Genomic DNA, 23513 nt, shown 5'->3' with positions numbered 1-23513 from the left:
AAATGAAACATTTAATGGCACACTTTTATTCTTTTTAAGAGTCCATCTGTTGTCCATACATATACATATCGAAAGGCAGGAATTCCATGATAACTAATGTAGCTACAAGCGGATTTTCGCTTCCGCAGCCCGGTAACACCGCATCTTCCATGAAAGTAGGCAGCCGGGGCGATTTTGTCGAGCAGCTTCAGAAAACACTGACGGAAAAGGGATTCAACCCTTCTTCCAACATAGATGGCATTTTCGGATCCAAAACGCTTCAGGCAGTCCGGGACTATCAGATGTCGACAAGCATCTCCAACCCGCGCGGGAATTTCTATGGAGTAGCCGGTCCACAGACGCTCGGTTCTTTAGGACTTGCCGGCTCCCCTGTCGTAGCAGGAGCTTCTACCACTGTGCCGTCAGAAGCAGCATCCGCTCCAAAACCGGCCTCTTCTTCGGCTTCCGGAGATGCGGACAGCCTGATTTCGTCGGCTAAACGCCATATGGGCGTTCCTTACCTATGGGGAGGCACGACAAGAAAAGGCTTTGACTGCAGCGGCCTCATTCAAAGCGTCTTTGCCGAACACGGCAAGGATCTTCCCCGCACCGCCGCCCAAATGTGGAAAGCTGGAACGAGTGTGGATAAACCGGAAAAAGGCGATCTGGTCTTTTTCGAAACGAGAACCGGCCCTTCACACGTCGGTATTTATGCAGGCGATAACAAGTTTGTTCATGCCGGCGCCTCTACGGGGGTAACAGTAACAGATATGGACAACAGCTACTGGAAATCAAGATACCTCGGAGCGAAAGAAATGTAAAAAAAGCTTTATTAAAAGAACCGGCAGGAGATACTTCTGTCCGGTTCTTTTTTTTAGAATGTTTTTAAAACCCGGGTCGACATACGTATTCACAAACGCCCTCTCCGTGTGTCAAAATGGTATACTGACAGAGTTTCCGAACGCAAACTACATCACCCGGGAGTGGACAGCTATGGATAAAAAAGATATTGCCGCGATTCGCAGGCAGCTTAAAGTAGACAATGACCTATTAAAGATTACTGATATATTCAATGTGTACGTGATGAAAGAAACGACAGAAATTTACCATCAGCAGAGCCAGCCATTTCATATGCTCGACAGCGACCAGCAGGAGCTTTTTATCGCCCACTTTAAAAAGCTGCTCGGCGGCCAGATGGATGAAAAGCTGTTTGAAGTAAAGTTTGACCGGGAAGCTGAGGATTCCAGCCAGCTGATTCTGCACAAAGCGCTTCTCAGCAGCAGTGTAGAGGACTGGAAGCAGGAAATGCTTGCGATCACAAACAAGATACTGATCGATCATCCGTATGAAAAAGATATTGTGATCTCGTTTATCCGCGCGGAGTACATGAAGCCAACCCGTCGGGAAAGCGGGGAAAATGAGGAAAACACCCGGGACACAGTCTATTCCAATCCCTTCATTATATGCAGCATTAATAAGACCGAAGAGCCTAAGAAAGAAATTCATTTTGACTACATTGAAAAAGAATTCAAATACAAAATCGAAACCGATCCCGTTATCGATTTAAAGCACCCCATGGCAGGCTTTCTGTTTCCGGCGATTACCGACGGAGTGTCCGACGTAAATCACGTCCTCTATGCAGCAGGCAAAGCGCATGAGCCGGACTACCGGTTTATTGAAGAAGTACTGAACGGCCAGGACATTATGACTGCCCAGGAAGACAAGGCTGTGTTTGAAGAAGTGATTAAAGACGTAGTCGGCGACCAGCTCAACCCATCCACCCTTGCTGCAGTATATGAAGAAATCAACCGGGTCGTTGAAGAAAATGAAGAAGATACGCCTCCTATGCTCGACTATAAAGACGTCGGCCGCGTGCTTGCCCAGAGCGGTGAGAAGGTCGAAGACGAGCAGATTAAATCATCATTCGAGCGCTTCACCAACGAGGAATCCTACGAACTAAAAGCAACAAGCGTGATCCCGAAATACAAATCCAAATCGATTAAAATCAATACGAAAGTTGCCAATATTTCAATCAGCCCGCAGGACCTGCAGTTTGTGAAACAGGTCAACTACAAAGGCAAGCGCTGCATTATGATTGAAATCGAAGAAGACGCCGAAATCGAAGGCTTTAAAATGCTGCCGGAAGCGTTTGGGGAAGACGAATTGTAAAAAAAGAAGAGGCCGTATAGGTCTCTTCTTTTTTATGAAACAAGCTATTAAAATTTTATTGGGACGGCAGCTTTCTGCAGGCCATGCCTCAGCAAAAAGACAAGACCATCCTTTTATCTTTACCGATGGCTGGTCTGCAGGAGTCTGCCGCCATATCTATAAACATAATTATTTAGTGATCACATCACTTAGAACTTGTTTTAAGGAATTTCTCAATTTAACCATATTGTCCGTCATAAAAAGGATCATTTCATCCCAGTCCTCTTCATTGAAGACATTTACATCTTTATGCCAGTAAGCGATGCGGCTGCCTTTGCCCTGTTCCAGCCGCTGCCAGTCAAGCTGGTCTCCAAACGAGGCTTCTATTTCATCTTTGCGGTCTGAAATTCTATCGAAAAGTTCTTTATTTTCTTCCTGCAGTCCACGATTTATCAAAAGTTCAACCCTTGCAAAAGTTCCTGTAATAACAAATGTATAGGTTACCCCTCCATAACCGCTTCCACAGTTAAGCCAGTTATCTTTTGAAGGATTGACATTTTTAAATAGATCCGACTTCTCATTCATCTCTTGCAGCAGGCGTGTCCAGAAATTAATTCGGATGGTATGTCTTGTTTGTTTCTTTTCTTTATTGATTACTTCTTCCTGTTTTTTGTTTGCTATTTTTATTAAATACTCTTCGGCATTTACAACTGGAATAATCTGTTCCGTCTCGAGAAGAATCTGGTCATTTAATTCATAAGGTGTAACCGTAATACATTTGATTTTAATATGGTGATCCAAAAGCCACATCGCTGTGGACGTTACTTCTTTTCTAAAATGTGCAGCAATCATAATAATCCGCTGATCCTCATTGTTGAGCTCTACCTCACTGAAATCCTCGATTTCAAGAAATTCACTCAATACTTCCTCTGCCAGTTTGTTCCTTTCCTGTCCGTCCAGGTATTTTTGAAAAATATCTCTTATGTCGTTTTTTGTCAGTCCTGAACAATAGGATGCGTACTTTAAAGACTGCCATACAACATCTTTACCACTGTCATCCAGCTTGTTTTCGATGATTACAAGATTTCCCATCTTATCAATTGCCAATAAGTCCAGTCTTTCTTTTGTATCATCAAAACCGCTGAATTCTTTTTGAATAATAAGTAATTTTTCTCCAAGAATATCTGTATTTTTACATATCCATTCCTGCAGATGCTGTCTTTCCCTGAATTTTAATTCCTGAAAAGTTTTCTTGTTGATAGATACTGCTTCATTTTTTTCTTTATCTATTAGAAACATTGAATCTCTCCTTTTAATTTCTGCAAAAAAAGAATTTCCGTCACGGCCTTTCCAAATATAATAGAGAGAACAGACCGCTGTCTGGAAATTCTTTGTTTTTTACTGTTCTACTCTTGAAACTGATGCTACACACTCTATATGCGTGGTCTGCGGGAACATATCCACAGGCTGTACTTCTTTCACTTCATACGCTCCGCTTTCCGTTAGATACTTCAAGTCGCGGGCCAGAGTGGCCGGGTTACAGGAGACGTAGACAATTCGTTCGGGCTTCGTTTCAAGCATCATATCAAGCAGCTTGTTGTCACAGCCTTTCCGAGGCGGATCGACCACCATGACGTCCGGGCGCAGGCCGTTTGCTTTGGCCCACCATGGGACGACTTCTTCAGCTTCCCCTATCGCAAACGTTACGTTCTCAAATTGATTCAGACGGGCATTACGCTTCGCATCCGTGATCGCTTCCGGTACAATGTCTACGCCATGCACGTGCTTCGCTTTCTGGGCAAGAAACAGCGAAATCGTTCCAATGCCGCAGTACGCGTCTACTACCGTTTCATGGCCTTTCAGATCGGCATATTCAAGCGCCTTATCGTATAGTACCTTCGTCTGATCCGGATTCACCTGGTAAAATGAGCGTGCTGAGATCGCAAACGAGATGTCTCCTATATGATCGTAAATATATTCTTCTCCCCACAGCACGTTCGTTTTATCGCCAAAGATTACATTCGTGCGCTTTGGATTGATGTTGTGAATAATCGATACCGTTTCCGGTATGTCTGCCTGGATTTTTTCGATCAGCTTTTTCTTATGGGATAAGGTTTCATCTTTTGTGACAAGTACAATCATCAGCTGGCCGGTCGTTTGGGCATATCGGGCCACCACATGCCGGAGTGTGCCGCGGTGTTTGTCTTCATTGTAAGACGTAATTCCAAGCTCGTCGGCAATATTTTTAACCTTCTGCACGGCCTGGTCGTTGTTTTCCTGCTGAATCATACAGGCATCCATGTCCATAATCCGGTGGGAGCGCTGCTGGTAGAAGCCGGCTTTTAAATGGCCGTCCGGCTTTGTTCCAATCGGCACCTGCGCTTTGTTGCGGTAATGCCAGGGCTCATCCATACCAAGTGTTGGATGAACAGTTACGTCAGACAGGCCGCCGAGACGGTTTAAAGCTTCCACTACCTGCTTATGCTTGTACTGCTTTTGCCCGCTGTAGTTCATATGCTGCAGCTGGCACCCGCCGCAGAGTTTATAGATCGGACAGGGCGGTTCCACCCGGTCCGGGCTTTCTTCGATCACATTAAGCAGACGGCCGAAGCCGTAGCCTTTTTTCGTTTTAATGACTTTTATTTCAGCAGTTTCGCCGGGAAGACTGTTTGGCACAAATAATGTATAACCATCCACCTTTGCGACGCCTGCACCTTCATGGGTTAAATCTTCTATAGTTGCCGTAATGGTCTCGTTTTTCTGTACGGGCAGCTCGTTTGTCATGTGATGCCTCCACTCATTAGTCCTATATTCTTTACAGATTGTATCATATCTTATTCCATTTGGATTTGTTTGTGTCCTTTATGAGCGGTCTTCTCTTTTGAAACAAGCTGCGGTAGGATAAATAAAGAGATCTTTAGGAAGAAAGGACGTTACATATGAAGACAGAAAAAGAAAAAATGCTGGCCGGAGAGCTTTTTCTTCCACACGACGAAGAGCTCTCCGAAGAGCGTATGAATGCGAAACTGGCACTGCGGATGTACAATAACATCGGCGTGGAATATCCGGAGAAGCGTCTGGAGACGATCAAGCAGATTTTCGGGTCTACGGGTGAGGCCGTCCGGGTTGAATCCGAATTCCGATGCGATTATGGCTACAACATTCATGTCGGGGACTCTTTTTACGCTAACTTTGACTGCGTCATGCTTGATGAAGCGCCTATCCGATTTGGCAGCGGCGTTATGCTCGGTCCCGGCGTGCACATTTATACCGTAAATCATCCACTTGATGGAGAAGAGCGGGCCACTCTGTATGAATACGGCACTCCCGTCACTGTAGGCAACAACGTCTGGATCGGCGGCCGTTCCATTATTAATCCCGGTGTTACCATCGGAGACGGTGCCGTCGTTGCATCCGGTGCGGTAGTTGTAAAGGATGTTCCCGCTCATACCGTTGTCGGCGGCAATCCGGCACGCGTGATTAAACAGACGAAAAAGCAGGAAGGCTGATGACCTTCCTGCTTTTTGCTATTTATTTTGTTCGCTTTCTTTCCATTTCGTGTAGCTTGTGTCCTGCTCGAGCGGCAGATCGTGGTCGACCGCAAATTTCTCAACATCACGGTACAGCCCGGTATCTTTAAACCGGCGCAGGCGGATCGTTGATAAATTTTTTCGTTTAATCAATGGAAGAACTTTTCCACCCGGAGCATTTTTTAAAAAGATGCCGGTGACGTTTTTCGGATACACTACCCTGGTGAAGATCCGTTTCTTCAATAAATACGTATAACACGTCATCGTGTTATTTTTAATCTTCACATGCTGGTGAAGAAACATCGACAGTACTGCGACAATACTAATCAGTACAGCCGGAATAATAAAGGCAGGATCTGTTAACAGCACGATGGCCCAGACCGCAGCCAAAAGAATAATGGGTTTTACAAGATTATAACCAGAGTGATACGTCATCCTTACTATTCACCTACTCTATTCCTACAATTTTACTTCTGCGCTCATATAATAGCACATCTCTCCATACACCGTTAAGCCTTCCTATTTTTTCCCGGCGTCCAACTTCCCGGAATCCGGCATTTTCATGGATACGTATGCTTTCAATATTCTCCGGCATAATGCCGGCCTGAAGCGTCCAGTAGCCTTCACGCTCGCTGATATAGATCAGCTCTTTCATCAGGCGTGTGCCGATGCGCTTGCCGCGTCCTTCATCATGTATATAAATGCTGGTCTCCCCCACGCCTTCATAAACCGGCCTGTTTGAGGTAGGAGCGAGTGCCACCCAGCCGAGCACTTTTCTCGTCTCTTCTTCCACTGCTGTAAGCCGGCAGACAAGATCATGTGTCGCTGACCAGATTTCCCAGGAAGGCGTTTTTGTTTCAAACGTTGCTTTCCCGGTCTGAATCCCCATATCGTATATTTCCCTGACTTCCGGCCAGTGCTCCTTATGGAGCCGTTCAATTTCAATGTTCATTATGTTCAGCCCCTTACGTGTCCCATTCTTTACTCTTCTATTATAGAAGAAATACGCTTCTGCGACAAATATCACCGTTTTTCCAGGTGAAGCGGCTGAGGGACTGTTAATATTCATTTATAACTTATTGATAATAGGCAGATAGAATATTGTTTTAAAAAGGAAAAATATGTGATAAAATTCTACATGTAATCGCTTCCATTATCGTATTCTACCGATTTACAGTTTTGTGTATCACTATCACATTTATGTAAAAGGAGAGGAAATCGCATGCGCTATGAAAGCCCGAACACAAAAGGAAGTCTTGTTCAATTTAAGGATCGTTATGACAATTTTATAAATGGGGAATTCAAAGCTCCCGTCAACGGGGAGTATTTCGATAATGTATCCCCTGTTACCGGCAAAGTATTCTGCCAGGTAGCCCGTTCATCCAAAGAAGACGTGGAACTTGCCGTCGATGCAGCAGAGGCGGCAAAAGATGCTTGGGGTAAAACCTCGGTGGCAGAGCGCTCGAAAATACTAAATAAAATCGCAGATCGCATCGAAGAAAACCTGGAAATGCTTGCCGTAGCAGAAACATGGGACAACGGAAAAGCTATCCGTGAAACACTTAATGCCGATATTCCGCTGGCAGTCGATCACTTCCGTTATTTTGCCGGGGTTATCCGTGCTCAGGAAGGCCGCTTAAGCCAGATTAATGATGATACTGTCGCTTACCACTTCCATGAGCCTCTTGGTGTTGTAGGTCAGATCATTCCATGGAACTTCCCTATTCTTATGGGAACGTGGAAAATCGCGCCTGCGCTGGCTGCCGGCAACACCATCGTACTCAAGCCGGCCGAGCAGACACCCGCTTCGATCATGCTTGTTATGGAATTAATTCAGGACCTGCTTCCACCGGGCGTATTGAACGTTGTTCAGGGATTCGGCGTTGAAGCCGGCAAGCCGCTTGCCACCAACAGCCGGATTTCCAAAGTCGCCTTCACCGGTGAAACAACGACCGGACGTCTGATTATGCAGTATGCGTCAGAGAATATTATTCCGGTTACACTGGAACTGGGAGGAAAATCCCCGAACATTTTCTTTAAGGATATTATGCTCGAGGATGATAAGTTCCTGAATAAAGCAGTAGAAGGTATGGTATTGTTTGCCCTGAATCAAGGGGAAGTATGTACATGCCCGTCCCGTGCCTTGATTCATGAAGACATTTACGATGAGTTTATGAAACGTGCCCTCGAGCGCGTAAACGCTATTAAAGTCGGCCACCCGCTTGATACCGATACGATGATGGGCGCCCAGGCTTCCCAGGAACAGATGGAAAAAATTCTATCGTACCTGGATATCGGTAAACAGGAAAATGCCGAGCTTCTTACAGGCGGCGGCAGGCAAAAAATGGACGATGAAGAACTCGCTGAAGGCTTCTATATTGAGCCTACTGTCTTTAAAGGACACAATAAACAGAGAATTTTCCAGGAAGAAATTTTTGGACCGGTTCTTTCTGTTACGACCTTTAAAACAGATGAAGAAGCAATGGAAACCGCTAACGATACCCTTTATGGATTAGGCGCCGGTATCTGGACTCGTAATATTACGACAGCCTACCGCTTTGGCCGCGGCATTCAGGCCGGCCGTGTCTGGACCAACTGCTATCACGATTACCCTGCACACGCAGCGTTTGGTGGATACAAGAAGTCCGGTATTGGCCGTGAGAACCATTTGATGATGCTTGATCACTACCAGCAGACAAAAAACATGCTTGTCAGCTACAGTGATGACGCGTTAGGTTTCTTTTAAACACCCGCAGCAGATTATACGGGCCGCCTTCCAGAAATGGGGGCGGCCTGATTTTCTTTCTGGATGAAAACGTGTACAATAAGACTATATCCTTTTTCTTCTGTCCCGCGATTAGACCCTATTTTCAAGAGAGGATGGTTAATATGGCTGTGGATAAAGTAACCGCAACAGATGCCACGCTTGAACTGATGGAATCACTCAAAAAACGGCACGGTGAATTGATGTTTCATCAATCCGGAGGCTGCTGTGACGGCAGTGCACCAATGTGTTTTGCAGCGGATGAATTCAAGGTCGGAGACAGTGATGTATTACTTGGAAAAATCGGCGGCGCGCCTTTCTATATTTCAAAGGACCAGTATGAGTACTGGAAGCATACCCAGCTCATTATCGATGTAGTGGACGGCCGGGGCGGTATGTTTTCCCTGGAAGGCCCGGAAGGCAAACGGTTTTTAACCCGCTCCCGCGTGTTTACAGAAAACGAACGCGAAGAGCTGAAAAAAGAAGCATCCATCGTGTAAGAAGACTGAAAGAGCCTATCCGCTCTTTCTTCTACATAAAAGAATACAGCTGAAGGAGGCCCCTCTATGCACTGGTTTGTTATTATTACGGCAATTACTGCCATAGGCACCGGTATTTTCGCTTTTGTTAATATTAACCGCGGCTATTAAAAAACCGACCTCACGGGGTCGGTTTTTTACATGGCATCTACTTTATCAAATTCCTCTATTATTTCTTTATGCGGCGGCTTTTGCATCAGGCTGACCACAATAATGGCAATTCCCGCAAAAAGGAATCCCGGTACAAGCTCATACAGGGCAAAAATACCTTCTGAAGGGATGGCCCATAAAATGACAGTACCTCCTCCTGTCAGCATGCCTGCCAATGCGCCTCCCATCGTTGTGCGGCGCCAGAACAATGCCAGCAGCAGGACAGGGCCAAATACAGCCCCAAACCCTGCCCAGGCGTACTGTACCAGTTCGAGCACGGTGCTGTCCGGATTGTAGGCCAGCACTGTTGCGATCAGGGCGATCGCTACTACCCCTATTCTTCCAACCCAGACGAGCTCCAGGTCGCTTGCTTTCGGCCGCAGATAGCCTTTGTAAAAGTCCTCGGCCAACGCGCTCGAAGAAACAAGCAGCTGGGAATCAATTGTACTCATAATCGCAGCCAGAATAGCAGCCAGCAGAAAGCCGGAAATCCATTCATTAAATAACAGCTGCGAAAACAGAATAAATACCGTCTCGTGAGAGCCATCAGCAAGCGCTCCTCCCGCTCCGGCAGCAGAGAAGTAGGCAATGCCTACAAATCCTGTGAAAATGGCACCAAATAAGGAAAGCACCATCCACGTCATACCGATCAGCCGTGCTTTTGGAATTTCTTCTTCTGAGCGGATTGCCATAAACCTCGTAATAATATGAGGCTGGCCAAAATAACCAAGCCCCCAGGCGAGCAGGGAAATAATACCAATCGCAGAGGTGCCGGCAAACGCATCTAAATGCGTAGGATCAACGGTCCCAACCGCTGCGATGGTTTCCCTCCAGCCGCCCAGTTCCGAAACGGCCACAAATGGCACAATGACGAGAGCGAGAAACATAATGATTCCTTGAAAAAAGTCCGTCCAGCTGACGGCAAGAAACCCGCCCAGAAACGTGTACGTAATAATGACCGCCACCCCTATCCAAAGAGCGGTCGTGTAATCCCATCCAAAGGAATTCTGAAACAGCGTAGCTCCCCCGACCAGACCGGAAGACGCGTAAAATGCAAAGAAAATAAGTATAAAGACAGCGGAAACCATCCGCAGGAGCTTGCTTTTATCCCGAAAGCGATTTTCCAGAAAATCCGGAATCGTAATAGAATCATTGGCCACTTCCGTATAGCGTCTAAGACGCCGGGCCATAAACTGCCAATTTAAGTAGGCGCCGACGGCAAGGCCGATCGGGAGCCAGATCTCACTCATTCCCCCTAAATACATTGCTCCCGGCAGCCCGAGCAGGAGCCAGCTGCTCATGTCCGAGGCACCGGCGCTCAACGCGGCGACTGCCCCGCCAAGCTTTCTTCCTCCTAATACATAATCGGAAAGATTGTTCGTCATTTTGTAGAAAATAATACCGATTGCGAACATGCCGACAAGGTAAATTAAAAACGTAACTAGCGTTGGTATCGTCATTTTCGATCTCTCCTCTGCTTTCTTTTATCTGTCACAAACGTAATGCAGGAGAGAATAATAAGGATAGGCATCGGAACCAGAAGCCAAAACCACGTCGCTGTTGTTAATGTTTCTGTCATATTATGTCCTCCTTTTATCTTACTGCTTTGTAATGCAGGAAAAGTGCCGATCATGAACTATTTTATGTAAAAGGTATTTTTTATTCTGTTGCCCGGTAGACACCGCAGGTTTTTTGGCACTGCTTAATATTTTGCCCTATTTTGCCTGCGTCTGCAACTTTCTTCTATATTACAAGAAATGACATATTTCCCCCTTAATATATGGTAATATAATGTTAAAACATAGGAAAGTAAGGGAATGTACATATGAAATGGATGACAAGTGCTGCACTTATCTGTTTTCTCAGCCTGCCTGCTGCTTCTGCCGGTGCGGCATCCCCCGAACAGGAAGGATTTTTTTCTTCTTTTATGAACCAGATGTTCTCTTCCGATGAAACCGAACCGGAAACAGAAGAAGCTGATGACAGATGGGCAGAAGCCCAGCTTGAGGTGGAAGACGAGGAAAATCAGACGGAAGAAGAACGCTTACACGATTTCGACGAGACGTGGGCTTCTTTCCCCTCCAGCGGCCAGGCTCCGGCTTTGACGACACCGCTGACTCTTTTCACAGCCGCTTCTGCTTTCACCAACGGCTTCACAGAGCCGGAAGCACCTGAATCAGCTGACGCTGTCAACACCCCAGTTGCGGAAGAGCAAGCAAACAGCAGCTGGGATTCTTTTGATGAACAATGGGACGATTTTGGCAGTTCTTTTGATGAGGCCCGTCAGGAAGAGGATGCTTCAGAAGACGAACCGGTTCTTTTTCAAGAAACGGAAGAAACGAATTAGGAGGTATCCCCTATGCTCCGCCGAACCCCGACACTTTTCAAACCTTTTCCAATATTAGAGACCGAACGGCTTATTCTGAGACGTCTGCAGCAGACCGATCTCCGGGATGTATTTGAATATGCATCCAACGAGAACATCAGCCGCCAGGTATTGTGGGAGGCCCATCAGTCACTGCGGGAATCACAGCGGTTTCTGGACTATGCTTTTGAACGGTACCGCCGGGGGGAAATGGCCCCTTTTGCGATTGAGCATAAAGCAGACAAAAAAATGATCGGCACCATTGATTTTGCCTGGTGGGAACGCGGAAACGGAACGGTTGAAATCGGATTTGCCCTGGCTGAACCATACTGGGGACTCGGCCTTATTTATGAAGCAGCCAGTGCCTTGAGTCAATTTGCTTTCGAACGAATGGGTGTTACACGCATCGAAGCCAGATGCTTCGCTGAAAACACCCAGTCGATCCGCGTCCTCGAAAAAATAGGTATGACGTATGAAGGCACACTCCGGCAGCGGCTTTTGGTTAAAGGGGAGCGGCGGGACGTTCATATTTACAGTATTCTTCATCAGGAATGGAAGCAGAAGAAACGGATTCAGTAAAAAAGGAACTCTTGGAAGAGTCCCTTTTTTTTGGTTTATTTCACTTTCGGGCTGAACATTTCAATATGATGATGCAGGTTAAAGAATTCACATGGCAGTTCCCCGCCGTGCTCACCGTCCAGATTGAGCTGCATGTCGCCCTCTACTTCAATTTTCACGCGGCTGGCTTTCACATACATGACGCGTTCATGATTCAGGTGTTCTGCATTCAATGCCTGCGTGCCTATTTTTACTAACTCGGCCAAATTGGTTTTTTTGATTAGAATAACATCAAATTTCCCGTCATTGTATTTAGCTTCCGGCAGCAGCTTTTCAAAACCGCCTACCGAATTGGTATTTGCGACAAGAAACAGCATAATTTCTCCTTCAAATACTTCATCATCGTACTCCACTCTTACTTGCTGTGGATGCAGGTCGCGGAGCTTTTCGAACCCTTTTAAATAGTAGGCAAACTGCCCCATCATTGTTTTCAGGCGGCTTGGGGTGTCATAGGTTAATTCTGTCAGCTTGCCTCCGGCTGCGATATTAATAAAGTACTTGTCGCCTACTTTCCCTATATCGACAGGCTGGGTATAGTCGCCGCAGAGTACATCGCATACGCCTTCTATGCCGACATCGCTGATACCAAGTGCCCGAGCCATATCGTTTGTCGTACCGGAAGGAATCAGGCCGAGTTTGGGCCGATGTTCTAGATCAGCAATGCCGTTTACGACTTCAAAAATCGTCCCGTCCCCGCCGGCTGCTACGATCACGTCAAAACCGTCCAGCGCAGCCCGCCGCGCTTCCGACTTGGCGCATCCTTCGGCTTTTGTCATATGGGCAGATGTCTCATACCCGTTTTGTTCCATGCGGTCCAATATATAAGGCAGGTCTTTTTTCATCTGTTCCCTGCCGGATGTAGGATTATATATTACTCTTGCTCTTCTCATTGCAGTCTCCTTATTATGTGGTTTACTATCCCATACCCTAGATGGCGGTATTTTGAAACAGAACATGCCATTAGTGTATACTTACCTTAAAGCATTTGCTGCTCTTTGAAATCTTAACAAGTTTTGTTTAACAAAAGTAATATACATATCTTGATCTCTTTCTTCAAAGATAAATAACCCTTTTTTCATTTCTTTTAAAGCTAATGTGATTTCTCCATTGTAAAAATGAGAAGTTCCCTTTAAGTAGTAAAATTCTCCAAGAAGAAACACCGAGTCTTTCTTGTAATTTAACTGTATCCCATATTCAACTAATTCAATAGATTTTTTGAATTTTTTCATTCTAAAGTAAACTAATGCCAAGTTATAATAAATCTTTATTAATGGAGAATTTGTATTAACTAGAGGTATTTTTTTTACCATTTCAAGAGCTTTGTCAAAATAGACCAGAGCTTCTTTATATTTTTGTATATCTGAATGCATATTTCCCATGCTCATCATCATTGAAATATCTGTAGGTGAAATTGTCTTTTTTGAATTTGTTTCGATGTCCATTGCTAACCACAAAAGATCTATAGCCTCTTCTTTTTCATTAGTTAAATTAAAGTGACATATACTTCTTTGCCACAATAAAAATTTACGATGACTTAATTTCCTAAATAATGGATTTTTTAAAGACTCTCTTATCAATTCCATTGCTTCATTATACTGCCACGTATGAACTAAATTTTCGATTTTTTCTTTCGTTTCTTTAATATAATTAAATCTAGGAGCTTCTTGTTCTTCAAAGAAATAACTAATATCCACACCCAAACGAAGTCCCATTTTCTGCAAAATTTCTGCTGAGGGCTGCATTTCTCCTCGTTCAATTTTTGAAACAGCCCTTTGCGAACAAATTTCCTGACACAGCTCCCTTTGACTAACCTCGTAATACTCCCTCAAATCTTTCAACTTTTCTCCTATACTACTTTTCATTTAAACACGCCCTAATTGAGTACTATAGTTCTCAATAATATCAAAAATGTCCGAATTTGTATAATTTATAGAGCTGAATCGATATTATAGTCTTAGAAGACTTATGCATGACTTAATTGAGTATGCCATAATTCTAATATGAAGTTGATATTACTGTTGCAGGGAGGATAATTATGAAATTAGTAAAAGTTATAGCGTTTACAGGTATTGCTTTAGCTCTTGTTGCTACAACAGGAGACGTTAGTACTCTTGGCGTTAATTTCCCTCACGTATATTAACTCTTTATTACTCTCTTAATTTGTTTTCATACCACCAAGTTTTTTTACCCCCTTTTAATCCCCTGTGCTGCAGGGGATTCTTTTTTTCATTACGGCTGGCAAGGAGAGTGATTGGATGGTTTTGGATAGAGAAGGATTTATGGCTTTATTTTTTATGAAGGAGCAGGCGGCGCGCGATAAAGAAACAACTCGGGCCCTGCTTGAGTTTGTTTTCTATGAAACGCCGAAATACGGACCGGACATGCCTTTTATTGAATTAATGGCTTACGTCTGGCTTAAAGATCATCAGGTCGTGCGGGAACTTGCTGAAAAAGAACCGGCGTTGGAAGGCTTTGTGGATATATTTGACCAGAGCGATGAAGCCGACTTTGCTTTCATGACCGACCGGGTTAAACAAGCAATTTTCTCCTGACTCACAAAAAAAGAAGCAGCCGCCGCAGCGATTGCTTCTTTTTTCTATTTAACGGGCTTCCATGCCCTCTTTAATTAATTTGTTCACGAGCTGTGGATTCGCTTTTCCTTTGGTTTCCTTCATCGTCTGGCCGACGAGGAAGCCAAGTGCTTTATCCTTCCCGTTTTTAAAGTCTTCGATTGACTGCTGGTTGTTATCTAAAATCGTATCCACGATCGACTTAAGCTCGCCTTCATCTGAAATCTGGACAAGGCCTTTGTCTTTAACGATCTGTTCCGGATCGCCGCCGTTTTCCATCAGTTCAGCAAATACAGTTTTGGCAATCTTGCTGGAAATCGTGCCTTCTTCAATCAGTTTGATCAATGTTCCCAAAGCTTTAGGCGTCATCTTGATATCCTGAAGCTCCATGTTGTTGGCATTCAGGTAAGCATTCACTTCTCCCATGAGCCAGTTGGACGTCTGTTTGGCATTAACGCCCTGGTCTATTGCTTCCTGGAAAAAGTCCGACATTTCCTTGGACTGGGTGATTACACCGGCATCATAAGCCGGCAGATCGTATTCTTCAATATAGCGGACTTTTCTCGCATCCGGAAGCTCAGGAATCTGCGCTTTGATTTTATCAATCCAGTCCTGGTCAATCAGTAACGTCACCAGGTCAGGCTCCGGGAAGTACCGGTAATCATCGGATCCTTCTTTAATACGCATCAGAACGGTTTCTTTTTTACTGTCATCCCACCTTCTCGTTTCCTGAAGAATTTCTCCTCCGGAAAGAAGCTCCTGCTCCTGGCGGATTTCTTCAAAAGCGAGACCCTTCTGGACGTTCGTAAAGGAATTCAGGTTTTTCAGCTCGGCTTTTGTACCAAATTCCTCCTGGCCTGCGGGACGAAGGGATACGTTGGCATCGCAGCGAAGAGACCCTTCTTCCATTTTGCAGTCTGAGACTTCCGTATACTGCAGGACAGCCTTCAGTTTTTCCAGGTAGGCATAGGCCTCTTCCGGTGTACGAATGTCCGGCTCTGATACGATTTCAATCAGAGGCGTGCCTACACGGTTGAAGTCTACAAGAGAATGCTCGCCGAAATCATCGTGTGTCAGCTTGCCTGCATCTTCCTCCAGGTGAATACGGGTGATGCCGATTCTTTTTTTGTAGCCTTCTACTTCGATTTCGATCCAGCCATGCTCTCCGATTGGTTTATCAAACTGGGAAATCTGGTAGGCTTTTGGATTATCCGGATAAAAGTAGTTTTTGCGGTCAAACTTTGTTTCTTCTGCAATTTCGCAGTTCAAGGCTATTGCCGCTTTCATGGCATATTCCACGGCACGTTCATTTAGTACCGGCAGAACGCCGGGATGACCGAGGCAGACCGGACAGGTCTGTGTATTCGGAGGTGCACCGAACTCGGTTGAACAATTACAAAAGATTTTTGTATTCGTTTTTAGCTCTGAGTGGACTTCAAGTCCAATGACCGTTTCAAATTTCACAATAGTTCCCCCCTTACAATTCCGCTTTCGCTTTATGGTGTTCCGTTGCCTGTTCATAGGAATGGGCCACTTGATAAATCGTTTTTTCATCGAACGGGCTTGCAATAATCTGCAGGCCGACCGGCATGTTTTCAGAAAATCCGCACGGTACGGAAATAGCCGGTACCCCTGCCAGGTTTACTGGAATGGTTAATATATCGTTGGCATACATCGTCAGCGGATCATCTATCTGCTCGCCGACTTTAAACGCAACGGTCGGCGCTGTTGGGCCGATGATTACGTCATATTTAGCAAGTACATCGTCAAAATCATTTTTAATTAAATGACGGACCTTTTGGGCTTTTTTGTAGTAGGCCTCGTAGTAGCCGGAGCTTAAGGCAAAGGTTCCAAGCATTATACGGCGCTTGACCTCATCCCCAAATCCTTTGCTTCTCGTTTCCTTGTACATTTCAAGCAAGTTCTTGCTTGAGTCGTGACGAACGCCGAAACGAACGCCGTCAAAACGGGAAAGGTTCGCCGATGCTTCTGAAGAAGCAAGCAGATAGTATGCGGCTACCGCATACTTAGAATGGGGAAGAGATACTTCCTCCCATGTCGCGCCCTGGCTTTCGAGTACTTTTAACGCTTCGAGCACTTTTTCTTTAATTTCCGGCTGCACGCCTTCGCCGATATATTCTTTCGGCACAGCGATTTTCAATCCTTTGACGCCTTTTTCGAGATCTGCACTGAAATCCGGAAGTTCTACGTCGGCAGAAGTCGAATCTCTTTTGCAGTGACCGGCTATTTGCTGAAGAACTCTGGCGTTGTCTTCTACCGTACGGGTTAGTGGACCTACCTGATCTAAAGAAGAAGCAAATGCCACAAGACCAAAACGGGATACACGGCCGTACGTAGGCTTCATGCCTACTACACCGCAGTAGGAAGCCGGCTCACGGATAGAACCGCCCGTATCGGAGCCAAGAGAAAACATTACTTCTCCTGCGGCAACCGAAGCTGCGGAACCGCCGCTTGATCCACCCGGCACCCGGTCAAGGTCCCAGGGGTTGCGCGTGATTTTATAGCTGGAGTTCTCATTGGAAGAACCCATCGCAAATTCGTCCATGTTCAGCTTGCCGATATTTATAGAAGATGCCTTCTGCAGTCCTTCTACTACTGTTGCATCGTAGACAGGGATAAAGTTATCAAGCAGCTGGCTTGCGCAGGTCGTGCGAAGGTTTTTTGTGACAATATTATCCTTAATACCGCCCGGCAGACCAAAAAGCATGCCATTGACACCGTCTGTACCGATAGCCTCATCCAGTTTTTTCGCATGCGCTCGGGCCTGTTCTTCGTTTAACGTGAGAAAGGCCTTTACTTTGTCGTCGACTTCATTGATTCGTTTATAGGAAGCATCTACTAGTTCAGATACTTTAACTTCTCTGTTTTCAAGCTTCTTATGTACGCTCGAAAAACTTTCTTCTAATATAGACATGGTCTTCCCCCCTTTACTCTAAAACTGATGGTACTTTCACCTGACCGTTTTCCTGATCCGGTGCATTTCTTAATGCGTCTTCTCTATTTAAAGAAGGTTCTACTTTATCTTCACGCAGTACGTTATGAATATCGAGTACATGCGATGTCGGCGAAATATGATCTGTATCCACTTCGTTAAGCTGCTCGGCAAACTCAATAATTTTATCAAGCTGCTCGGTAAATCGTTCTGCTTCTTCTTCAGAAACAGACAGCCGGGCCAGATGAGCCACATGCGTTACCTGTTCTTTTGTAATTTTATCCATTTTATTGTCACCTCCGGCTTCTTATGCTTTCACAATATACTGATGATACCAAATTAGCTGTCTCACAGCAACGCTGGGGCAGGCGGCCCCCTGAAGCAGGGAGCCGGCTTTTAGTAAATATGGGTATAAGGATCTTCCCCGGATTCTCTCACAATTAATGCTTCCTGCCCCTGAGTGGAATTAATTTCTATTTCAATTTCCATTTCAGAAGGAAAGCGGGCTTCCATGCGGTCTACTACAAACTGGGTGAATGCAATAACTTCTGTTTTGCTGTAAAAGCGGATAGGAATTTCGATATTTAGTTCTCTCATTTCCCCATTCTGGTAATAGCCTTCTCCTACTACGCCGGTAAAGTTTTCAAAGAAATTATTAATATCGGCCTGGAAGGAGTCGAATGCTTCAGCATCCGAACGCTGGGCTTCTGTGGCTGCACTGGAAGGGAATAAGTAATGGTTCTCATCAATCTCAGTCCAATTGCCTACATCGTTGCCAGGCTGTGCTATCCCGGTCGCAATAAATTCACCCGGTACCGATGCATCCCTTGGAGCTTCCCGGAAAACCGAAAACATAATGGGTACATCTTCGAGTACCCCGTCCCCGCGCTCTTCACTGCGAAGGCGTTCAGTGATCTCCTGGGCTATACGTTCGGCATCCTCCAGGCTCGTTTCCCGATCGATCGTTTCCTCCAGCCAAGGGCCGTAGGAACCATCGTCCAGCTCTTCCCGGAAATAATACGTACTATTCATGGAAAGGCCGATCATTACACCGCCTGGCTCATAATCCCCGCCGTCTTCGACCATGTAATTATGCTCGATAAGGTTTGAGAGCGTTCTTGGCGAAGCACTTTCCCTGGCTTCAAAATCATCGCCGCCTCCAAGAGCCGGGTTTAGGCCGTCCGGGTTGCCTTCTTCATCATCTGACGCATCTTCCTGGCGGCTCAGCCAGCTGTTTAATTCATCTCTCGTAATATAGCGGCCTTCCCGGAAAAAATAATCATCCTGGCTGAATTCATCTACAGCAATTTCCTGCATGCCCGTTTCCAGACGTTCCAGGTCCAGACGATTGTACGTCATTTCCGTACTGAATCCGCGTGACTGTCCGTGCACATACTGCCCGTCTTCGAGGATGCTGCGGTAGTATTCATCCAGGCCTGGAATATCAGGGCTGACTTCTACTGTCGTTTCCTCTTCCTCCTGGTTTTCCTCCGGGCTTTCTTCTTCATCTGAAGACATTCCCGGAAGGCATCCGGAGAGCAGCAATACAGCAGATATTCCGACCAAGCCTGTTTTTCTCCACATATCTTTCATCTCCCTATTTGAATCGGCCGTGCTTTATTAAACAGCATCCGTTTCCTTTTTAAAACGAGCTTCGTTCCACACTTCGACAGAGCATTCTTCCGCTTTCGCCAGCTTGGAACCTGCATCTTCCCCGGCAATCAGAATATCTGTTTTCCGGCTCACGCTGCCCGTCACATTTCCGCCAAGCTTTTCAACGATTTCCTGGGCCTGCTTCCGGGAATAGTCTTCCATTTTCCCGGTAAGCACGACGGTTTTGTCTTTAAGCGGTGATTCTTTTACCGCCGACTGTTTTTTCGGTCCTTTGTACTCCATATTAACGCCGAGGCGCTTTAGTTCAGACAAAAGCTCTACTGCTTCCTCATTATCGAAAAAATTCACGACCGAATCCGCCATCTTTTCACCAATCTCAAAAACGGCGAGCAGTTCTTCTTTAGACGCCTTCATCAGACCGGCCATGGACTCAAATTCCGCCGCCAGCGTTCTGGCGGCTTTTGCGCCTACAAGAGAAATGCCCAGACCGAACAAAAGCTTTTCCATCGAGTTGTTTTTTGAAGCTTCAATGGCTTCCAGTAAATTCTGTACGGATTTTTCGCCCATTCGTTCCAGTTCCAGCAGCTTTTCTTTTTCCAGCTTGTATAAGTCCGCAATACCGTGAATGAGTTCATGCCGAAACAGCTGAAGCACAACTTTTTCTCCAAGGCCGTCGATATTCATCGCTCCTCTGGACACGAAATGAATAATGGCTTCTTTCAGCTGGGCCGGACACTGCGGATTAATACAGCGCCTGGCCACTTCGCCTTCGAGGCGGACGAGCTCGCTTTCGCATGCCGGGCAGTGGATCGGCATGACGAAATCTTTTTCTTCACCGGTTCTAAGCTCGGTGAGCACCTTAACGACTTTCGGGATAATGTCGCCGGCTTTTTTGATAATAACTTTGTCCCCCAGCTTGACATCTATTTCCCTTATCAGATCCTCATTATGAAGCGAGGCCCGTTTCACGGTCGTTCCTGCCACCTGGACTGGTTCAAGCACAGCGGTCGGCGTCACAACGCCGGTACGGCCGACTGATAGAATAATATCTTCAAGCGTCGTTACTTTTTCTTCCGCCGGAAATTTATAAGCCGTCGCCCAGCGCGGGCTTTTCGCTGTAAAACCGAGCTTCTGCTGCTGCGACAGCGAATTGACTTTGATCACGATGCCGTCCGTTTCGTAGGAAAGACCCGTCCGGGTATCCGCCCATTCTTCCACATAGGCAATAACGTCTTCGATCGTTTGGCAGTGCCGGCTCTCTGGGTTTGTTTTGAAGCCCAGTTCCTTCATGTATTCCAGCGACTCCAGATGAGAAGGCAGGCCGAGGCCTTTGTCATCGGCAATAGCATACAGGAAAATGTCCAGGTTGCGGTTTGCTGCGATTTTGGGATCCAGCTGGCGGAGTGAACCCGCAGCGGCGTTTCTTGGATTGGCAAATGGCTCTTCGCCGTTTTGTTCTTTTTCTTCATTTAACCGCTCAAATGACTTTTCCGGCATGAAAACTTCCCCGCGCACTTCAATATTCACACGGTTATCCAGGCGGAGCGGAATCGAGCCGACGGTCCGCAGGTTATTGGTTATATCTTCCCCTGTCGTGCCATCGCCTCTTGTTGCCCCGCGTACAAATCGTCCTTTTTCATACGTTAAAGACACGGCAAGGCCGTCAATCTTCAGCTCGCAGATATATTCGGCCGGTTCATCCAAATTCTGCTGGACGCGCCGGTCAAAATCACGGAGATCCTGTTCATTAAACGCATTGCCCAGGCTCATCATCGGAATCTCATGCTGCACTTTCTTAAACGAATCCAGCGGAAGTCCGCCGATACGGACCGTTGGTGAATCCTCTGTCTGCAGCTCCGGAAATGCTTCTTCTATATCGACCAGCTCTTTTAATTTCTCGTCGTACTCCGAATCGGGAACAATCGGATCATCGAGCACATAATAATGGTAGCCGTATTTCTCAAGCAGCCTGCGTAGCTCCGCTGCTTTTTCTTCTGCTTGTGCCTGCTGCATCGTTTTCTCCCTTTCCTTGCTTATTCCTTTGTAATTGGAGCAAATCGGGCTAAAAGCCGTTTGATGCCATCTTTAGGAAATGCAATATCCAGTTCCATATCCTCGGCGTCTCCTTTGACGCTGACAACGGTGCCGGTTCCCCACTTTTTATGGGAAGCCTTGTCTCCTACTTTCCAGCCAAGCTCCGATCCGCCGGTTTCGGCCTGAACCGTATGCTTTCTATCCGCTACAGCTGCCTGGCGCCGGCGTTCATACGGTGACAGCTTCTGCTGGAAGGAAGGCGTCAATGGTTTGTCCTCTTCCATGCCTTCAAGCAGTTCTTTCGGCAGCTCACCGATGAACCGGGATACAGGGTTGGCCTGGGTTTTACCGTACAGCTGTCTCATCTTGGCATGGGTGATAAACAGCTCCTGCTCGGCTCTTGTAATACCAACGTAAGCCAGACGGCGCTCTTCTTCCATCTCCTCTGCTTCAAACAACGAACGGCTGTGTGGGAAAATCCCTTCTTCCATTCCAGTAATAAACACGGTCGGAAATTCCAGTCCTTTTGCAGAGTGGAGGGTCATCATTACGACGGCACCTTTTTCTTTTTCCTCTTCGTCCGGTGCATTAATGTCGGATACGAGTGCCAGATCGGTTAGAAAGCCGATAAGTGATTTATCTTCTGCATTTTTTTCAAAGTCTTTTGTTACCGATAAAAATTCATCGATGTTTTCCATCCGGCTCTGCGCTTCAATTGTCTGTTCTTCTTTCAGTGCCTGACGGTATCCCGTTTTTTCCAGGATTTCCTCTACGAGCTCCGTTACAGAAAGGTATTCCTGCATCTCTATCCAGCCTGCCATCTGCCGGGAGAAATCAATTAATTTTTTGGATGCCCTGGCGCCGAGACCGATCTGGTCGGCGTCCTGAATCGCATCAAACATTGTGATGTCGTTTCCTGCAGCAAAATGGGCCACTTTATCAATGGTAGCCGCGCCGATTCCCCGTTTAGGCACGTTAACGATCCGTCCAAGGCTGATATCGTCATTTGGGTTTGCAATCGTACGAAGGTATGCGAGCACATCTTTGATTTCTTTTCTGTCATAGAACTTGGTGCCGCCGATCATGTTGTAGGCAATGTTGGATTTCACAAACATTTCCTCTATCATCCGCGACTGGGCGTTCGTGCGGTATAAAATAGCGATATCTGAATAATTGCGGCGCCCGCTGTTAACTTCGTCTCTTATTTTTTCGATGATGTATGCTGCCTCATCGCGCTCATCCGTGGCGTGGTAATAACGGATGTTTAAGCCTTCATCATTATCGGTCCAGAGGTTTTTCGGCTTTCTTCCTGCATTATTGGTAATCACCGCATTCGCAGCCTGCAGAATTTTCTTGGTGGAGCGGTAATTCTGCTCCAGCAGAATCGTCTTTGCTTCTTCGTAGTCGGATTCAAACGAAAGGATATTTGAAATGTCGGCTCCGCGCCACTTATAAATGGACTGATCGGAATCCCCTACGACACAGATGTTGTGGTGTTTTTCAGCGAGCATCTGCACGATCGTATACTGTGCTTTGTTTGTATCCTGGTACTCATCTACATGAATGTACTTAAATTTACGCTGGTAGAATTCCAGCACTTCCGGCACCTGACGGAACAAACGGATCGTTGTCATAATCAGATCGTCAAAATCAAGCGCATGGTTGCGGCGCAGACGCTTCTGGTATTCGCTGTATACTTTTGCCGCTGTTTCTTCAAACGGGCCATACGCGCGTTCTGTCAGCTTTTCCGGAGATTCAAGCACGTTTTTGCTTGATGAAATAACACTCAGCATACTGCGGGCATCGAATTTTTTGGAATCAATATTTTCATCTTTCAGGATCTGGCGGATCACGGAAAGCTGATCGGTACCATCTAAAATAGAAAAGTTGCGGCTGTATCCGAGCCGGTCGATGTCTCTGCGCAGGATGCGGACACACATGGAGTGAAACGTGGACATCCAGATATCTTCCGCTACCGGTCCGACCAGTTTCCCGACCCGGTTCTTCATCTCCCGTGCCGCTTTATTCGTAAACGTAATCGCCAGAATAGCATAAGGCGGGATGCCCTTTTCTCTCATTAAGTATGCGATCCGATGGGTTAGTACTCTTGTTTTTCCACTTCCTGCGCCGGCCATTACAAGCAATGGACCGTCCGTATATAGAACGGCTTCTTTTTGTTCGGGGTTCATGCCCGCGAGCATTTTTTCAATTATTTCTTTTTGCATGCCGATTCCTCCGTATTAATCAGG

At 46.1% G+C, this 23513-nt stretch carries 22 protein-coding genes; 8 read left to right on the top strand and 14 right to left on the bottom strand.

Features of this window, described 5'->3' with window-relative positions:
* Window positions 1-86 precede the first annotated feature (86 nt).
* Both AC5W2J_RS15315 and AC5W2J_RS15310 read left to right on the top strand, forming a co-directional pair.
* The gene (locus AC5W2J_RS15315; RefSeq protein ID WP_496060331.1) at window positions 87-800 is read left to right on the top strand and encodes a C40 family peptidase; all 714 of its coding nucleotides are present in this window, start codon (window positions 87-89) and stop codon (window positions 798-800) included.
* A gap of 172 nt (window positions 801-972) precedes the next feature.
* Entirely contained in the window at window positions 973-2148 is a 1176-nt protein-coding gene (locus AC5W2J_RS15310) for a DUF4317 domain-containing protein (RefSeq protein ID WP_496060330.1), read from the top strand.
* A gap of 168 nt (window positions 2149-2316) precedes the next feature.
* On the opposite strand, the gene AC5W2J_RS15305 is transcribed toward AC5W2J_RS15310, so the two are convergent.
* On the bottom strand, window positions 2317-3426 hold the full coding sequence (locus AC5W2J_RS15305; RefSeq protein ID WP_496060329.1) for a DUF4268 domain-containing protein: 1110 nt from the start codon (window positions 3424-3426) through the stop codon (window positions 2317-2319).
* Window positions 3427-3525: 99 nt separating this feature from the next.
* Window positions 3526-4911, bottom strand: coding sequence for a 23S rRNA (uracil(1939)-C(5))-methyltransferase RlmD (rlmD, locus tag AC5W2J_RS15300; RefSeq protein WP_496060328.1), 1386 nt, complete (start codon window positions 4909-4911; stop codon window positions 3526-3528).
* 155 nt (window positions 4912-5066) lie between these two features.
* Between rlmD and AC5W2J_RS15295 the strand changes: the two genes are divergently transcribed.
* Window positions 5067-5636 (top strand): sugar O-acetyltransferase, encoded by a 570-nt coding sequence (locus AC5W2J_RS15295; RefSeq protein ID WP_496060327.1) that lies wholly within the window; start codon window positions 5067-5069, stop codon window positions 5634-5636.
* A gap of 18 nt (window positions 5637-5654) precedes the next feature.
* Here AC5W2J_RS15295 and AC5W2J_RS15290 read toward each other — a convergent pair whose 3' ends face one another.
* Window positions 5655-6092: a hypothetical protein gene (locus tag AC5W2J_RS15290; protein WP_496060326.1), complete on the bottom strand. Its 438-nt coding sequence runs from the start codon at window positions 6090-6092 to the stop codon at window positions 5655-5657.
* Window positions 6093-6105: 13 nt separating this feature from the next.
* A complete protein-coding gene (locus AC5W2J_RS15285) occupies window positions 6106-6609 on the bottom strand; it encodes a GNAT family N-acetyltransferase (RefSeq protein ID WP_496060325.1) in 504 nt (167 codons plus the stop codon).
* A 270-nt stretch (window positions 6610-6879) separates the two neighbouring features.
* On the opposite strand from AC5W2J_RS15285, the gene exaC reads away from it, so the two are divergent.
* Both exaC and AC5W2J_RS15275 read left to right on the top strand, forming a co-directional pair.
* Entirely contained in the window at window positions 6880-8403 is a 1524-nt protein-coding gene (exaC, locus tag AC5W2J_RS15280) for an acetaldehyde dehydrogenase ExaC (protein WP_496060324.1), read from the top strand.
* A gap of 143 nt (window positions 8404-8546) precedes the next feature.
* On the top strand, window positions 8547-8921 hold the full coding sequence (locus AC5W2J_RS15275; protein WP_496060323.1) for a DUF779 domain-containing protein: 375 nt from the start codon (window positions 8547-8549) through the stop codon (window positions 8919-8921).
* Between the two features lie 176 nt (window positions 8922-9097).
* Here AC5W2J_RS15275 and putP read toward each other — a convergent pair whose 3' ends face one another.
* Both putP and AC5W2J_RS15265 read right to left on the bottom strand, forming a co-directional pair.
* Complete coding sequence (gene putP, locus AC5W2J_RS15270; RefSeq protein WP_496060322.1) at window positions 9098-10570, bottom strand: sodium/proline symporter PutP; 1473 nt, start codon at window positions 10568-10570, stop codon at window positions 9098-9100.
* Window positions 10567-10689 (bottom strand): hypothetical protein, encoded by a 123-nt coding sequence (locus AC5W2J_RS15265; RefSeq protein ID WP_496060321.1) that lies wholly within the window; start codon window positions 10687-10689, stop codon window positions 10567-10569. The genes putP and AC5W2J_RS15265 overlap by 4 nt, the downstream gene beginning before the upstream one ends.
* A 246-nt stretch (window positions 10690-10935) precedes the next feature.
* Here AC5W2J_RS15265 and AC5W2J_RS15260 point away from each other — a divergent pair, with 246 nt between their 5' ends.
* A complete protein-coding gene (locus tag AC5W2J_RS15260) occupies window positions 10936-11457 on the top strand; it encodes a hypothetical protein (RefSeq protein WP_496060320.1) in 522 nt (173 codons plus the stop codon).
* A 12-nt stretch (window positions 11458-11469) separates the two neighbouring features.
* Window positions 11470-12054, top strand: coding sequence for a GNAT family N-acetyltransferase (locus AC5W2J_RS15255; protein ID WP_496060319.1), 585 nt, complete (start codon window positions 11470-11472; stop codon window positions 12052-12054).
* 35 nt (window positions 12055-12089) lie between these two features.
* On the opposite strand, the gene AC5W2J_RS15250 is transcribed toward AC5W2J_RS15255, so the two are convergent.
* Window positions 12090-12983, bottom strand: a complete 894-nt coding sequence (locus AC5W2J_RS15250; RefSeq protein ID WP_496060318.1) for a diacylglycerol kinase — start codon at window positions 12981-12983, stop codon at window positions 12090-12092.
* Window positions 12984-13064: 81 nt separating this feature from the next.
* Entirely contained in the window at window positions 13065-13955 is an 891-nt protein-coding gene (locus AC5W2J_RS15245) for a helix-turn-helix domain-containing protein (RefSeq protein WP_496060317.1), read from the bottom strand.
* A 393-nt stretch (window positions 13956-14348) separates the two neighbouring features.
* On the opposite strand from AC5W2J_RS15245, the gene AC5W2J_RS15240 reads away from it, so the two are divergent.
* Window positions 14349-14645: a hypothetical protein gene (locus tag AC5W2J_RS15240; RefSeq protein WP_496060316.1), complete on the top strand. Its 297-nt coding sequence runs from the start codon at window positions 14349-14351 to the stop codon at window positions 14643-14645.
* 48 nt (window positions 14646-14693) lie between these two features.
* Here AC5W2J_RS15240 and gatB read toward each other — a convergent pair whose 3' ends face one another.
* From gatB to pcrA, 6 genes are all read right to left on the bottom strand, one after another.
* Window positions 14694-16127, bottom strand: a complete 1434-nt coding sequence (gatB, locus tag AC5W2J_RS15235) for an Asp-tRNA(Asn)/Glu-tRNA(Gln) amidotransferase subunit GatB (protein ID WP_496060315.1) — start codon at window positions 16125-16127, stop codon at window positions 14694-14696.
* 13 nt (window positions 16128-16140) lie between these two features.
* Window positions 16141-17598, bottom strand: coding sequence for an Asp-tRNA(Asn)/Glu-tRNA(Gln) amidotransferase subunit GatA (gene gatA, locus AC5W2J_RS15230; RefSeq protein WP_496060314.1), 1458 nt, complete (start codon window positions 17596-17598; stop codon window positions 16141-16143).
* 13 nt (window positions 17599-17611) lie between these two features.
* Complete coding sequence (gene gatC, locus AC5W2J_RS15225; protein WP_496060313.1) at window positions 17612-17902, bottom strand: Asp-tRNA(Asn)/Glu-tRNA(Gln) amidotransferase subunit GatC; 291 nt, start codon at window positions 17900-17902, stop codon at window positions 17612-17614.
* A 110-nt stretch (window positions 17903-18012) separates the two neighbouring features.
* Window positions 18013-19200: a CamS family sex pheromone protein gene (locus AC5W2J_RS15220; RefSeq protein ID WP_496060312.1), complete on the bottom strand. Its 1188-nt coding sequence runs from the start codon at window positions 19198-19200 to the stop codon at window positions 18013-18015.
* A 36-nt stretch (window positions 19201-19236) separates the two neighbouring features.
* Window positions 19237-21243 (bottom strand): NAD-dependent DNA ligase LigA, encoded by a 2007-nt coding sequence (gene ligA, locus AC5W2J_RS15215; RefSeq protein WP_496060311.1) that lies wholly within the window; start codon window positions 21241-21243, stop codon window positions 19237-19239.
* 20 nt (window positions 21244-21263) lie between these two features.
* Window positions 21264-23489: a DNA helicase PcrA gene (pcrA, locus tag AC5W2J_RS15210; RefSeq protein WP_496060310.1), complete on the bottom strand. Its 2226-nt coding sequence runs from the start codon at window positions 23487-23489 to the stop codon at window positions 21264-21266.
* Window positions 23490-23513 lie beyond the last annotated feature (24 nt).

The organism is Sinobaca sp. SA16-1, from assembly GCF_059510515.1.
The sequence above is the reverse complement of the archived record's forward strand: the minus strand, read 5'-3'. Positions and strand labels throughout refer to the sequence as shown.